General features: G+C 47.9%; 14 protein-coding genes. 6 read left to right on the top strand and 8 right to left on the bottom strand.

Annotated elements, in window-relative coordinates; all coding sequences use genetic code 11:
- Positions 1 to 2 precede the first annotated feature (2 nt).
- Positions 3 to 1,388: a transcriptional regulator gene (locus DFQ00_RS07125; protein WP_146236127.1), complete on the bottom strand. Its 1,386-nt coding sequence runs from the start codon at positions 1,386 to 1,388 to the stop codon at positions 3 to 5.
- Between the two features lie 247 nt (positions 1,389 to 1,635).
- On the opposite strand from DFQ00_RS07125, the gene DFQ00_RS07120 reads away from it, so the two are divergent.
- From DFQ00_RS07120 to DFQ00_RS07105, 4 genes are read left to right on the top strand one after another with little or no spacing between them, the layout of a single operon-like run.
- Complete coding sequence (locus DFQ00_RS07120) at positions 1,636 to 2,745, top strand: ABC transporter ATP-binding protein (RefSeq protein ID WP_110895775.1); 1,110 nt, start codon at positions 1,636 to 1,638, stop codon at positions 2,743 to 2,745.
- Positions 2,735 to 3,568, top strand: coding sequence for an ABC transporter permease (locus DFQ00_RS07115; RefSeq protein ID WP_110895774.1), 834 nt, complete (start codon positions 2,735 to 2,737; stop codon positions 3,566 to 3,568). Before DFQ00_RS07120 ends, DFQ00_RS07115 begins: the two co-directional genes overlap by 11 nt.
- A complete protein-coding gene (locus DFQ00_RS07110; RefSeq protein WP_110895773.1) occupies positions 3,543 to 4,352 on the top strand; it encodes an ABC transporter permease in 810 nt (269 codons plus the stop codon). The genes DFQ00_RS07115 and DFQ00_RS07110 overlap by 26 nt, the downstream gene beginning before the upstream one ends.
- Positions 4,349 to 5,422, top strand: coding sequence for an ABC transporter substrate-binding protein (locus DFQ00_RS07105; RefSeq protein WP_110895772.1), 1,074 nt, complete (start codon positions 4,349 to 4,351; stop codon positions 5,420 to 5,422). Before DFQ00_RS07110 ends, DFQ00_RS07105 begins: the two co-directional genes overlap by 4 nt.
- Before the next feature lie 461 nt (positions 5,423 to 5,883).
- Here DFQ00_RS07105 and DFQ00_RS07100 read toward each other — a convergent pair whose 3' ends face one another.
- Together DFQ00_RS07100 and DFQ00_RS07095 are read right to left on the bottom strand one after the other, a co-directional pair.
- Positions 5,884 to 6,384: a hypothetical protein gene (locus DFQ00_RS07100; RefSeq protein ID WP_110895771.1), complete on the bottom strand. Its 501-nt coding sequence runs from the start codon at positions 6,382 to 6,384 to the stop codon at positions 5,884 to 5,886.
- 241 nt (positions 6,385 to 6,625) lie between these two features.
- Positions 6,626 to 7,633, bottom strand: a complete 1,008-nt coding sequence (locus DFQ00_RS07095; protein WP_244213718.1) for an AraC family transcriptional regulator — start codon at positions 7,631 to 7,633, stop codon at positions 6,626 to 6,628.
- A gap of 161 nt (positions 7,634 to 7,794) precedes the next feature.
- On the opposite strand from DFQ00_RS07095, the gene DFQ00_RS07090 reads away from it, so the two are divergent.
- Entirely contained in the window at positions 7,795 to 8,382 is a 588-nt protein-coding gene (locus DFQ00_RS07090; RefSeq protein WP_110895770.1) for an NAD(P)H-dependent oxidoreductase, read from the top strand.
- 197 nt (positions 8,383 to 8,579) lie between these two features.
- Here DFQ00_RS07090 and DFQ00_RS07085 read toward each other — a convergent pair whose 3' ends face one another.
- The 4 genes from DFQ00_RS07085 to DFQ00_RS07075 all read right to left on the bottom strand — a co-directional run bounded on the left by DFQ00_RS07085 (position 8,580) and on the right by DFQ00_RS07075 (position 11,552).
- Positions 8,580 to 9,554: a cation diffusion facilitator family transporter gene (locus DFQ00_RS07085; RefSeq protein WP_425271009.1), complete on the bottom strand. Its 975-nt coding sequence runs from the start codon at positions 9,552 to 9,554 to the stop codon at positions 8,580 to 8,582.
- Between the two features lie 215 nt (positions 9,555 to 9,769).
- Positions 9,770 to 10,000 (bottom strand): hypothetical protein, encoded by a 231-nt coding sequence (locus DFQ00_RS29455; RefSeq protein ID WP_146236126.1) that lies wholly within the window; start codon positions 9,998 to 10,000, stop codon positions 9,770 to 9,772.
- A gap of 104 nt (positions 10,001 to 10,104) precedes the next feature.
- A complete protein-coding gene (locus tag DFQ00_RS07080; RefSeq protein WP_110895768.1) occupies positions 10,105 to 10,878 on the bottom strand; it encodes a DODA-type extradiol aromatic ring-opening family dioxygenase in 774 nt (257 codons plus the stop codon).
- On the bottom strand, positions 10,875 to 11,552 hold the full coding sequence (locus DFQ00_RS07075; protein ID WP_110895767.1) for an alpha/beta hydrolase: 678 nt from the start codon (positions 11,550 to 11,552) through the stop codon (positions 10,875 to 10,877). The genes DFQ00_RS07080 and DFQ00_RS07075 overlap by 4 nt, the downstream gene beginning before the upstream one ends.
- Before the next feature lie 245 nt (positions 11,553 to 11,797).
- On the opposite strand from DFQ00_RS07075, the gene DFQ00_RS07070 reads away from it, so the two are divergent.
- A complete protein-coding gene (locus tag DFQ00_RS07070) occupies positions 11,798 to 12,346 on the top strand; it encodes a helix-turn-helix domain-containing protein (RefSeq protein WP_110895766.1) in 549 nt (182 codons plus the stop codon).
- 103 nt (positions 12,347 to 12,449) lie between these two features.
- On the opposite strand, the gene DFQ00_RS07065 is transcribed toward DFQ00_RS07070, so the two are convergent.
- A complete protein-coding gene (locus DFQ00_RS07065) occupies positions 12,450 to 13,169 on the bottom strand; it encodes a 3-ketoacyl-ACP reductase (protein ID WP_110895765.1) in 720 nt (239 codons plus the stop codon).
- Between the last annotated feature and the right edge of the window lie 86 nt (positions 13,170 to 13,255).

Raw genomic sequence — 13,255 nt, 5'->3', positions numbered from 1 at the left:
TTTTAAAGGGACAGCTTCATTTTGTTATTCAGACTATTAAATTTATTTTGCTTCTCCTCATCTTCCCAGTTTCTATGTTGGTTAAATATTGTCAGGCATCGGATTGTGTTAGAATCACTAGCTATATTACCTGCCAATTCTAATCCCTCAAGTAAAATGTCGATCCCTTGTGTACGTTTACGTTGTAACTGATACTTTCCTAAGTTAATTAAAAAGGATACATACTCTTCCGCTTTAATTGGCTTATTGTATTCTCCAAATGAACTCCTATACGTCCTATAAGGAATATGCTCTTGAAAACGATCCAAAATGGCATCTATATTGATATCAAATTTATTAGCAATCTTGATTATGTTACAGAGTGCATGAGTAATTTCATCAGGGAGTGATGCAATATGTTCAATGTAGTCAGGCAAGATATCTAAGTTCCCTGCGAGCAGTTGGTATAGATACTGGTTAGCTTTTGAAAATTCATTGAATTGTTTAATAATGGTCGTGGCTTCATCGGACGAATCTTGAATCCATTGGTCTGCATCGGTATACATCAACGTATATTCAAGTGCTTTTTGATAATCTTCATATTGTTCATATACAGCCGTTTGAAGCAGTCGTGCATACAACATGTAGAAGTAATACGGGCGAACGGGCTGCTTGTCTTCAGAATCTTTGCGGTTGGTGTGTAGCGAAAGCTTGTACTGAATGGAAGCGAGACGGAACATCTCTTCAGAGAGTTCATCTACCTTATGCCATTTACTCAGTGAAACATAGACATGAGCCAGATGTTTAAGAGCTTCCAATTGATCAGCCTCCACCAGTCGATTCGCGTAGGGCTCGAATAATATGGCGGCCCGTAGATTTTGAGTTAAGTTATCACTTAACGAAAGAAGAAACAACCGATATCGACACAGGGCTAATCGCTCGGAATGTTGATATTTCTCGATTACACCCACGCCCTCGTACAGTAACGCAGCTGCTTCGTTGTATTGATTATGGAACAGCTCTTCTGCAACATCAAAAATTAAAGTGCCATAGGCAGTGTTATCCAGAAGATTGCTCAGAATTAACCGGATACAATCCAGGCGTTTTACCTCTGCACAACGAATAATAAAAGGGCGCAACCTTCTCCAGTCCGGTGCGGTCAGAGTAAAGCATTCTCCCACAAACCGTGTGTAAAAATGGTCCTCCTGCATGCCCATGGCTCTTGTAATACTGTCAAGCTGGTTCATGGAGAACGGTTTATTCTGATTGAGGAGGCGGCTGAAAGAGCCTGAATTTATGTTTGCTCTTTCTGAGAATTGGCTTTGTGTTAAATGGTGATTGTTTATGTATTGCAACACTTCCGCTCGTATTGTCTTATCCAACATACACACCACCTCTAATTGATCCATAATTTTGTTTAATTAACCATTTATATGAATTATATTCCTGTATTAATACAGGGGGCAATATTTTATTGGCAATTCATCAAAGTTTATACAGAACATCTTTTGGAATGAAAGAAAAAAGGATATAAATTACGATATAAGAAACAAGGCATGAACAAAGTCGTGTATAATAGGTTGGGTTTGTAATGATAGAGGACTGCAAGGGAATGAAACAACGAGGTACCTCAAGGATAAGGGGGCGACGATAAACATGTCAGAACAGCAACCGATCATTCGGTTCGAACGCGTGACACAGCAATATGACCAGGATGAGGCTGTATTGAAGGCGGTCAGCTTTGAGATTGAACGGGGTAAATTCTATACCCTTCTGGGGCCGTCAGGCTGTGGTAAAACAACGATATTGCGGCTGATCGCGGGCTTTGCGGAGCCGACGGAGGGCAGCATTTATTTTAACGGTGCACTGATTAACCGTGTGCCTGCGCACCAGCGTCAGGTAAATACGGTGTTTCAGGACTATGCATTATTTCCACATTTGAATGTATTTGAGAACGTAGCCTTTGGCCTGCGTATTAAAAAAATGAAAACAGCCGAGATTCGCACCAAAGTGCTCGAAGCGCTCAAGTTTGTCAATCTGTCCGGTTATGAGAACCGGGAGATTGGTGAGATGTCCGGCGGACAACGCCAGCGTGTAGCGATTGCCCGCGCCATTGTGAATGAGCCGGAAATTCTGCTGCTGGACGAGCCTTTATCGGCGCTCGATCTGAAGCTGCGTACCGAGATGCAGTATGAGCTGCGGGAGCTGCAGCAGCGGCTGGGCATTACGTTTATTTTTGTCACACATGATCAGGAAGAGGCACTTGCGATGTCGGATGAAATCTTTGTCCTGAACGGCGGTGTCATTCAGCAGAGTGGTACACCGAATGATATATATGATGAGCCAATTAACCGTTTTGTGGCGGACTTTATTGGTGAGTCGAATATCGTGGCAGGCAAGATGAAGCATGACTTTGTGGTCGAGTTTGCAGGTGCGCAGTATGAATGTGTCGATCAGGGACTGCAGCGGGACGAGCCAGTGGAGATTGTCATTCGACCGGAGGACTTGGAGATTACAACGGAGGAACAGGGCAAGCTCAAGGTGAAGGTGGACTCTCAGCTATTCCGAGGGGTACATTACGAAATATCAACCTACGATGACGCAGGCAACGAATGGTTGGTTCATTCGACCAAGAAAGCAGACGTCGGATCGCGCATCGGGCTTTATTTTGACCCGGAAGCCATTCACGTGATGCGTTTCAATGAGACCGAGGAAGAGTTCGACAGACGACTCGAAGCCTATCAAGAGGCCGCTCATGCAGACTAAATCGAGCACGCGCAATGCGTATCTGATTCCATATGTGTTATGGATGGTGTTGTTCGTTGTAGCGCCGGTGCTGCTGGTCATCTATTATTCGTTCTTTGATGTGCAGGGCAATTTCACATTCGGCAACTATGCGCGGTTCTTTACGCCGGTATATATGCAGATGACGCTGAGCTCGTTCTGGTATGCGTTTCTGATTACAGCCTTCTCACTGCTCATCTCTTATCCGACAGCGTACATGCTGACCCGGACCAAGCATAAGCAGCTATGGCTACTTCTGATTATTCTGCCAAGCTGGATTAACCTTCTGTTAAAAGCGTACGCCTTCATTGGCCTGTTCGGTACGTACGGACTGACCAACTCCCTGCTCGAAGTGGTGGGTATTGGGTCGCAGCAGATTTTGTTCACCGATTTCAGCTTTATTTTTGTCTCGGTGTACATCTTCATTCCGTTTATGATTCTGCCGATCTTCAACGCGCTGGAGGAGATGAATCCGTCCCTGATCTATGCCGCACGGGACCTCGGCGCTTCATCATGGCTGACGTTCCGCCGTGTCATCTTCCCACTGACACTCAGCGGAGTGAAATCAGGCTGCCAGGCCGTATTTATCCCGGCCCTGTCCCTGTTTATGATTACCCGTCTGATCGCCGGGAACCGTGTTATTACGCTGGGTACAGCGATTGAGCAGCATTTTCTCGTCACCCAGGACTGGGGCATGGGCTCGACGATTGCTGTCTTTTTGATTATCGCCATGGCAGTCATTATGTTTCTGACCGGATCAGGCAAGAAGGAGGTGCGAAATGGGAAGAAACGGAAAGCTATCTAACGTCTATTTAGCGGTTGTATTTGCCATTTTGTACGCACCGATTGCCTATCTGATCTTCTATTCCTTCAACAGCGGCGGGCATATGCGCGGGTTTGAAGGCTTTACGCTGGAATGGTACAGGGAAGTATTTGCGGATACCCGGCTGCTGATTATTGTTTTAAATACATTTATTATTGCGCTGTTGTCCTCGGCGATCTCAACGATTCTGGGTGTGGCGGGTGCACTGGCGATCTATCATGTGCGTCGCAAACGTACAAAGAATACGCTGTTATCCCTTAACAACGTGCTGATTGTAAGTCCCGATGTCATCATCGGTGCATCGTTCCTGATTCTGTTTACGATGATAGGCATCAAGCTGGGCTTTACGTCCGTGCTGCTGTCACATATCGCATTCAGTGTGCCGATTGTGGTCATCATGGTGCTGCCAAAGCTACAGGAGATGAGCCCAACCCTGATGGATGCGGCTCGTGATCTCGGCGCAGGGTCATGGCAGATACTGACGCGTGTCGTGCTGCCTTACGTGAAGCCGGGTATTTTTGCCGGATTTTTCATGGCATTGACGTACTCGCTCGATGATTTTGCGGTAACGTTCTTTGTGACGGGCAATGGTTACTCCACGCTCTCGGTGGAGATTTACTCCAGAGCAAGGCAGGGTGTGTCGCTGTCCATCAATGCATTGTCGACCCTGCTGTTCCTGCTCACAGTGCTGCTGGTGGTCGGATATTACTTCATTAACCGCCGGGCAACACGCATACCACCTGGAGGAAAGGGGCTGCGTCCATGAAACAGTTGGTACGAACATTTGCGCTTGTGTTTGTGGCCGCCTTTGCCCTGATGATTCTTGCTTCCTATCTCAACAAAAGTCAGGGGTATTCCGGCGGCAATACGTTAACCATCTACAACTGGGGGGATTATATCGACCCGGAGCTGCTCAAGGAATTTGAGGCCGAGTCCGGCATGAAGGTCATCTATCAGACGTTTGACTCCAACGAAGCGATGCTGACCAAAATTGAGCAGGGCGGCACGACGTTTGATGTAGCCATTCCTTCCGAATATGCGATTAGCAAAATGAAAGAGGAAAACCTGCTCGTTCCGATTGATCACAGCAAGCTGCCCAACCTGAAAAACATCGACGCCCGGTTCCTGAACCTGTCCTACGATCCGAATAACCAATTCTCCATTCCGTATTTCTGGGGAACGGTGGGCATCGTATACAACCCGGAGCTGGTGGGTGATTTGACGTTTGATAGCTGGAATGACCTGTGGGACCCCCGTTTGAAAAACCAGATCCTGCTGCTCGATGGCGCGCGTGAGGTTATCGGCATGGGCCTGAATAGTTTGGGTTATTCCCTCAATGATACGAACGAGGACCATCTTCAGGCTGCGTTGAAAAAATTATCGACCTTGACGCCGAATGTAAGAGCCATCGTCGGGGATGAGATCAAAATGCTTCTCGCCAACGAAGAAGCAGCCGTCGGGCTCGTATGGTCGGGCGATGCGTCCGAGATCATGGACCAGAACGACAAGCTCGATTACAAGGTGCCGGAGGAAGGCTCTAACCTGTGGTTCGACAGCATGGTCATCCCGAAAACAGCCAAAAATGTGGAGGGTGCGCACCAGTTCATTAACTTCATGCTGGACCCGGATCATGCTGCACGCAACGCCGAGTATGTTGGATACTCCACACCGAATGCGGAGGCACTCAAGCTGCTGCCTGCAGACATCTCGCAGGATGAGCGCTTCTACCCGGACGAGACGCTGACAAGCAAGCTGGAGGTCTACAACAATTTGGGTAAAAAAATGCTATCGCATTATAACGACTTGTTCCTCGAATTTAAAATGCATAGTAAATAAGCTGGGCAATAAGGCTCCTGTAAAATGTCAGGTAACATTTTCCCGCAGCAAGAGTTTGATTGCTGATGTTCAACTTTCTGGATATATTGTGTCAAAAAAGAAGCAGCTCCTGCATCAATGGGGGCTGCTTCTTTATATTTGGTCAAGGATAATCCCCACGCCAGTGGGCTCATATAACCACAAAAACCTCTCCTGATCACCTAATGATTCAGGGGAGGTTCATTTCTTTTACCCTGCTTCAGAGCAAAAAGTATTGAAGTGCGATATTAGATCCAACGAAAAATTACACGTTAACGGAGAGGGCAGAGATAAGCTGGAGAAGCGAAGCGTTCGCCTTTATCCCCGGATTTTCTCATATGATATGAGATTCAGAAAAATCTGGGGATAACAGCGATCGGAAGATTACTCTGCGCGCGGAGTGGCCTAGTGTAATTAAGCCTTTGCATCTTATATCATTGCCACTACATATGTTTTTTGCGTCCCATGATGATCCAAGCCCCACCCACAATTAGCGCAATCGCCACAAATGGCTGAAGATAGCTCATGTTGCTTAACACTGATCCGATAGACATGACGGAGAAGAACAGCAGTGAAAGCACCGTCAAAATGTTAATCGGAATGAGCAGCCATTTATTGCGGCCACCAAACCAGTAGAGCTCGAACAGACCCACAGCTGGTGCCAGAATGAAGCCTGGCCACATCGTTCCCCAGTTATTAAACAGCATCGCGATCTGACAGACGATACCCACAGTCAGCAGCAGCCCGCCTGGAACCAGCAGCCCGACCCCTCGGCCGATCATGGAGAAGTATAGCCAGTGGAAGAACAGTCCTAGCGGAATAACAAACAGCGTAGGCCAGAAGGTAGCAAAGATCGTGCCCGGCCCCATGTTGCCCCCTTGATTCAGAATCAGGTAAACACCCAGCAAAATCAGAACAGGTGCCAGAATCGTACGTTTAGCCATAATTTCTCTCCTTTTTGGATGTGGAATCATTATCCCGTGCGTATGTATTCATGACTTTCGTTACTCACAGCATACCATGAACTGGAAAACAGCAACCTCCGTCTTCGGCGTTAAACTTAACCTAGACTAAAGTCTAGGTAAGTTGCCTATAGTCATGTAGCAGCCATGCTCTTTCCATGTTACTGTTCCTGCTCCCCTGCTTAGGGTGAGATTATAAACGTTTGAACGTGCATCCGCGTCGTTACAGTTGTGTTTGAACGAGACTAGCCCGGTATTGTCCGGGTGTCTGCCCAGTCCACTTCTTGAATGCGCTCTGAAATGCGCTTTGTTCTGAAAAATGAAGGGCATATGCAATATCGCCCACCGAATAGGTACCTCTTTGTAAATAACGCTGCGCCATCTGCTTCCGTACCTGGACGGAAATTTCGTTAAAGGTGGTGCCTTCTTCACGCAATCTGCTCTGAAGTGTGCGAATGCTCACGCCAAGATGCGCTGCGGTATGTTGTAATGTGGGAAAGAAGGAGGGCAGACTCTCCACAATCCAGCCGCTCACCTTGCTTGAGAATGGCTGGGAAGCATACAAATCTGCTTTGCTTTCCTCGGCCATGGTCTCAAACACCTTCAGCATCCTGGCATCCGAATACAATACGGGCTGTGTCAAAATATCTTTGGACATCCGCAGGAGTGTGTGTGCGGCGCCGAATTGAGGTGTAACGCCAAATGAAGCGATGTAAGGAGAGAGGTCACCAGCAGCATCAGGTGCATCATGACGAAAGAGCACCTCTTTCACGCCAGCCCGGCGATTCGCCAGCTTGTTGATCAGATGCAGTACCGAAACAGCCATATCCTCGACACAATGACGGGACATGGGCATATCTTCATTTTGCACAGACAACTGAATGATCACATCCGCTCCATCGACCTGCCAATCCAGCTGAAATCCGCTATACAAAATATCGTTATACCGCTGATAAGCCGTTAGCGCATCCCCGATTGTTTTGGAGTGCATCATGACATACCCGGGCAGGCCCAGGTCTGCAAAATCCAGTCGTCCGCCCTGATTTAATCCAAAATACAGATCATTTGTATAATCAGCAGCGCACCGCATGATTCGCTCCAGTTCGTTGACGGGAATCCGTGCATCGGGGTTTTCCGTCATGACAGGATCAATAGCCATGTCTTTGAAAAAAGATTCGGGGTCGAAGCCTTTGTGCACCAGCGTTTTGAGAATAGGATATACCATGCTCATCGAGACGCTTTGATTGAGATGTTTCATAATTCCTCCGTTTGCGCGAATCCGCAATGATTCAGCGCCGTTGATCATAGGTTTATGCCTTTGCTCACTCTATGCTTGTAATATATCGGTTTCATCGAACTTCATGAACCATATTATACAGGAGGAATACAAGAATGAATGCAAATAAAATTGTCATCATTAACGGTCACCCTGATCCGCAAAGTTATTGCAAAGCATTATCGGAATCTTATGCAGAGGGTGCAAGAAAATCAGGCGCGTCTGTGGAACTGATTGATCTGAGCGAGATCGAGTTTAATCCCAATTTGCGATACGGCTATCGTCAGCGGACAGAGCTGGAGCCCGATCTGCTGAAAGCTCAGGAATTGATCCGCTGGGCGGATCATCTGGTGTTTGTTTATCCGATGTGGTGGGGAACGATGCCTGCTGTGCTGAAAGGGTTTATTGATCGGATTTTCCTGCCCGGATTTGCCATGAGATATCGGGAAAACTCAGTGCTTTGGGACAAATTGCTTAAAGGCAAGTCTGCACAGCTCATCGTAACTTCCGACACGCCCCGCTTGTACAATGCATTGGTGTACGGAAGCGTGGGTCACAGACTCATGAAAAACAACATCCTTAAATTCAGCGGCATATCCCCGGTACGCGTGACCGACATTAGTCCAATCCGCAATTCCACGGATGGATTCCGTCAGAAATGGCTGGATAAGGTGAAGGAGATGGGGATGAAGCAAGCGCGGTAAGCCCGATTCAGCAATAATGATCCAATCCGCATCTACGCATCAAGCGGAATCATACGGAGACGAGTACACAAGCGGGTTGAACATAAAATTAAAATAGACGAAACAGGCTGCGTCCTGCTTCGTCTATTCGTCTTTCATCTGGATTGCGGATTATCTCATGTCCGTTCAATGGATACAGGTATTTGTAGCATATCCCTTTATGTTGGGATATCCGATGCTTTCTTGTCCCAGCTGCTTACGCCGTCATCCTCAATAATGGAGATCGCCGCATCGGCAATATCAGGGTCCAGCATCAGCTTCTCCTGAATGCGGAATTTGATATCGTCGGCATCAGCCAAGGTAAGTCCCTTTGTCAGCTCAATCAGACCCTCGACATGGTAATATCGGCCCTCCTGAACGATGCGCATCATCTGAATATCAGCCACATGGCTGTCGGCCAGAATGGTTCGGGACACTTTGTCCTCAACATCCTGCGGTGCCGCCACACCAATCAAACCAATCATGTTGTCATAACCAACACGGAAAGCTACGGCGATCATCAAACATCCGATGATGGTGGTTACGATGCCGTCGAGCAAGGCAAAGTTGGTTAGTGCAATGACTACAACAGACACCAACGCAAGGGATGCGCCCAGCACAGCCACGACATCCTCGTAGAATACGAGGCGTGTCGGAGGCGCAGCGCGTCCGACATTTTTGATTGCGGCCGGAACGAGTCCAAGGCCTGTTGCTTTAGGAGCACGGGCTTCCTTGAGAATCTCCTTCATCGCTTTGATGAGGATTGCCCCATCAATCAGAATATTAAGCACAAGCACGCCAATGTTGATCCACAGACCATCCCCCGAGTGACCCGCAGGGTGCCGGAGCAGGTGAATACCTTCGTGAATCGTTTCATAGGCCATGATCGTCACCACGATGACAGCAATCATGCAGAAAATGTTGATGACCCGTCCGAATCCGGTGGGAAAGCGGCGTGTAGGCTGTTTCTCGGATAATACACTTCCGACGAAAACAAACCCTTGGTTAATGGCATCGGCCAGAGAGTGCATCGCTGATGCAAACATGGCGCCACTGCCACTGAAGATAAAGGCTCCTCCTTTACATAACGCAAGTATGGCGTTTCCGGCCATGGCTACTGCGGAGGATGTGTTTCCTTTTTTGACGAGAGACATAAAGCCCTCAGACTTTGGTAATTCAGCCACTTCGGTAGTTCCTCCCAGAGATGTAGTTGATGTAGAAAGACAGTCCTTATTCCGGTAGCTTGTGCATTTCCACTAAATGTTATTATAACCGCCTTTGGTTCTCCCAGCATTATGAAAAAATGGTCATATCAACATCTGATCCAAGTGAGACTTCTCAGATGAGTCAAGCTAGTATTCGATCGCCTCTACTCACGCAGATTGCGATTGGATTGCTCCAGCAGCTCGTCCATAAGTTCCTCAATACGTGGTTCTGGCATCAGATACTCCTCCTGAGAGAGTGATTGGTGTTGTACGAGCGGTTCCTGTAAAACGCGGCTCTTCTCACTAACTAGTATAGATTTACTCCAAAGGTTCGCACAAGAAACGATAGACCCAAGTGGTGTCTCTACAGAATGAACTAATGCAGCGGTGTACAAGTGAACCTCAGGTCTGATTAAGCAGTGGTCGGTATCTCCAAACAGTCCAAAAAAACGTGAGCGGCAAGGAAGCCTTACCGTTCACGTTCTCACATATCACTTCTTTATTCGAATCTCCAGCAGGACAAGCTCAGGTTGCCGAGCTGATACGCCCGGAACAAGAGGGAAGCCTGTTTCTTCTCATCACCTGCACCCATCGCCAGCAGAAGTGGCACGAAATGCTCTGGTGTAGGGACCGCTGCCTGAGCGGATGGAGCGAGTTTGTCATAAGCGAAGAGGGCTTCGGTATCCCAGCGCTCCAGCTTATCTTGAATCCAGCTGTCAAATTCCATGGCCCAGGAGTCCACGCCTTGGCTTTCCCAGTTCAGACGTCGCAGGTTGTGTACGGTGCCTCCACTTCCAATGACAAGAATATCCTGTTCACGCAGAGAAGCGAGGGCTTGCCCCACTTGATACTGCTGCTCCCCTGTCAGATAGCGGTTGACGGACAGAGCGACCACAGGGATGTCTGCCTCAGGATACAGCAGACGCAGCACAACCCAAGCACCATGGTCCAGACCGCGAACCTCATCGGTTTGTACAGAAATGCCTGCATCGGTGAGCAGCTTTACAACTTCTGCTGTTGTCTCGGTATGTCCCTTAGCCGGATACTTGATCTGATAAAGCTCAGGTTGAAAACCGCCAAAATCATAGATGGTGTCATAAGCGTCCGGTACGGATGATACAAGCTGCGTAGCAGACTCCCAGTGTGCCGAGAACAGCACAATGGCTTTTGGTTTTGGCAGTTCTTGTCCAAGCTTTTGCAAAAACTCGGTGTATACATTCTCCTCGAGCGCCAGTGAAGGTGCACCATGAGCGATAAACAGGGATGGCATCATGCTTCGTTCATTCCTTTCGTATCTTCGGCAGTTACCAGGGCATTCGTCCGAAGGAAGTGTTGGAGTGCGCTATATAATTCAGGGGTCACTGTATGACCGCCGCTATAAGGCATATAAGTGACATGATCGGTGTAGACGCGGAAAAACGCAGCGTTATCTTCACCGAGTTGGAGCGGGAACAGGTGGTCCTGATCGCCATGCGAGATGAATGCAGACAGGTTGGGCGAAGGCTGGAGTGTATATTCTTCTTTCACAAATTTCGGAATGTATCCACTCATGGCCACGATACCTTTGATGGCATCGCCCATCACGAGAGCCAGTGTCATCGCCATGATTGCGCCCTGACTGAAGCCGGTGATATACCGCTGTTCCGGGTCGATCGCATATTGGGAAGAGAGCTCCATGATCAGCTGCTGCAAGCCCTGAACCGAGGCGTCGTACAATTCGCGGACAGGATTGCCTATGCTTTTGATCTGAAAATAAGCATATCCCCCGCCCTGAACAAGAGATCCACGAATGGCAATAATAATAAAATCGGAAGACAAAGGCTCCATTAATTGAAGCATGTTACGTTCGTCTGATCCCATGCCATGCAGTGCAAAAATAACAGGGTACTGCTTGTTTTTATCGTAGTGAGGAGGCAGCTTCACCTCATGAACATAAGTTGAATTCAAACGGATACACCTCCAGGTGGAATATAAGTGATGTGTGAGTTACATGTATAAAACAAACAACGTACTGATTGAATGAATAAATTAGCGATGAAAGTTCACTAATAAGAAAACAATATTCTTATTTATGAACAAAATTTATCATGCTTTCATTGTAGGGTCAACACTTTTTTTGTATGATGAAAATATGTTTTGTATAAGGGAACTTGATGTTTATGGAAAATAAGAGAGAGGGAAGGGGCGGTCATATGGATATAGGCTTGGCCATTCGAACGATTCGGAAACAGAAACAGATTACGATTATGCAGATGTGTGAGGGGACGGGCTTATCGAAAGGCTTCATCAGCAATGTGGAAAATAACAAAACGTCACCGTCCATCGCTACTCTGGAAAGCATTGCGGACTATCTCGATGTACCGCTGCCTTACCTGCTGTTAACGCCAGAGCAGCGAATGAACGTGGTGCGCAAGCATGAGCGCAAGCAGACTACAGCGGGCAGTGGGCAGATCAAGGTGCAGCAATTAACGGCAAAAGGCGCTATGCGTATGTCGATTGTAGAGCTGCCGCCAGGAGCATCTACAGGTATCAGCAAACATGCGGGAGAGGAAAGCCATCTAGTGATGCAAGGGGTGATCCGGGCCAAGCAGGGAGAAGATGAGGAAACGCTGGAAGCGGGAGATTCATTTACATGGAATGCGATCGTACCGCATGAAGTGACTAATATTGGTGATGAGCCAGCCGTGGTATTAATTGCGGTGTCCAAGGAATTGGAGCTGGATCATCTGTTGGATACGTAAGGGGAGCGGAGAAAAAACATGATGTACGCTGTTACATCATAAACAGAAACACCACCAACCAGAACGCTGGTTGATGGTGTCAGCTCTTCATTTGAAGCTCAGCTTACTGTGGATTCGTTGTCCAGATGCCTGCGGCTTTGACGAAGACACGGTCGGAGAGCTTGAGTGTTGCCAGAGCCAGCTCGGCTACGTCTTCGGCTTGCATCATGCGATCCTCGTCTCCGATTTTCAGTCCGGCATTTACAGCGAGTTCAGTATTTACCGTGCTTGGTGTGAGTGCCGTTACACGAATGTTCGATTTGCGAACCTCCTGCATCAGGGATTCGGTCATGCCAAGCACTGCGAATTTGGAAGCGCAGTAAGCTGAGCCTGTAGCGAATCCACGCTCACCTGCAGTAGAGGCAATGTTAATGATGCTACCGCTGCTCTCCTTGATCATGCTTGGAAGAACGGCGCGTGTTACGTAGTATGTACCCATCACATTAACATGCAGGATACGTTCCCACTCCTCAGGGTCCATATCCAGCAACGTGCCAAAGCTGCCGATGCCTGCATTGTTAATGAGGATATCGACGGCTCCGAGTTCCAGTTCAATCGCTGCTACAGCGGCTTCGGCTTGTGAACGATCGGAGATGTCGGCTGTTGCACTGGTTACTTTCACACCATACTCCTTGCTTAAAGACTCTTGCAGGGCTTGCAGGTCGGAAGCGGTGCGGGCGATCAGTCCGAGATGTACACCTTCTTTGGCGAGTGCCTCAGCGATGGCACGCCCGATGCCTTTACCTGCACCTGTAATAATGGCTGTTTTATTTTTAAGTTCCATGGAAATCATCCTCCTCAGCATTTGGGTTGGCATTTGATTATACTATACTTTACCCAACGATCGGAAATATGCTTCATTACACTCGG

Origin of the sequence: Paenibacillus barcinonensis (genome assembly GCF_003217495.1) — a bacterium.
GTDB lineage: Bacteria > Bacillota > Bacilli > Paenibacillales > Paenibacillaceae > Paenibacillus > Paenibacillus barcinonensis.
Note: the sequence above shows the minus strand (reverse complement) of the source record. Positions and strands in the feature narration are given on the sequence as shown.

What these genes read in the sequence shown, in the direction of transcription:
- DFQ00_RS07095 (WP_244213718.1), bottom strand. Translation starts at nt 7,633, where the DNA reads ATGAGCATGGTATATCCTATTCTCAAAACGCTGGTGCACAAAGGCTTC.
- DFQ00_RS07090 (WP_110895770.1), top strand. Translation starts at nt 7,795, where the DNA reads ATGAATGCAAATAAAATTGTCATCATTAACGGTCACCCTGATCCGCAA.
- DFQ00_RS07080 (WP_110895768.1), bottom strand. Translation starts at nt 10,878, where the DNA reads ATGATGCCATCCCTGTTTATCGCTCATGGTGCACCTTCACTGGCGCTC.
- DFQ00_RS07100 (WP_110895771.1), bottom strand. Translation starts at nt 6,384, where the DNA reads ATGGCTAAACGTACGATTCTGGCACCTGTTCTGATTTTGCTGGGTGTT.
- DFQ00_RS07065 (WP_110895765.1), bottom strand. Translation starts at nt 13,169, where the DNA reads ATGGAACTTAAAAATAAAACAGCCATTATTACAGGTGCAGGTAAAGGC.
- DFQ00_RS07115 (WP_110895774.1), top strand. Translation starts at nt 2,735, where the DNA reads ATGCAGACTAAATCGAGCACGCGCAATGCGTATCTGATTCCATATGTG.
- DFQ00_RS07125 (WP_146236127.1), bottom strand. Translation starts at nt 1,388, where the DNA reads ATGGATCAATTAGAGGTGGTGTGTATGTTGGATAAGACAATACGAGCG.
- DFQ00_RS07070 (WP_110895766.1), top strand. Translation starts at nt 11,798, where the DNA reads ATGGATATAGGCTTGGCCATTCGAACGATTCGGAAACAGAAACAGATT.
- DFQ00_RS07085 (WP_425271009.1), bottom strand. Translation starts at nt 9,554, where the DNA reads ATGTCTCTCGTCAAAAAAGGAAACACATCCTCCGCAGTAGCCATGGCC.
- DFQ00_RS07110 (WP_110895773.1), top strand. Translation starts at nt 3,543, where the DNA reads ATGGGAAGAAACGGAAAGCTATCTAACGTCTATTTAGCGGTTGTATTT.
- DFQ00_RS07120 (WP_110895775.1), top strand. Translation starts at nt 1,636, where the DNA reads ATGTCAGAACAGCAACCGATCATTCGGTTCGAACGCGTGACACAGCAA.
- DFQ00_RS07105 (WP_110895772.1), top strand. Translation starts at nt 4,349, where the DNA reads ATGAAACAGTTGGTACGAACATTTGCGCTTGTGTTTGTGGCCGCCTTT.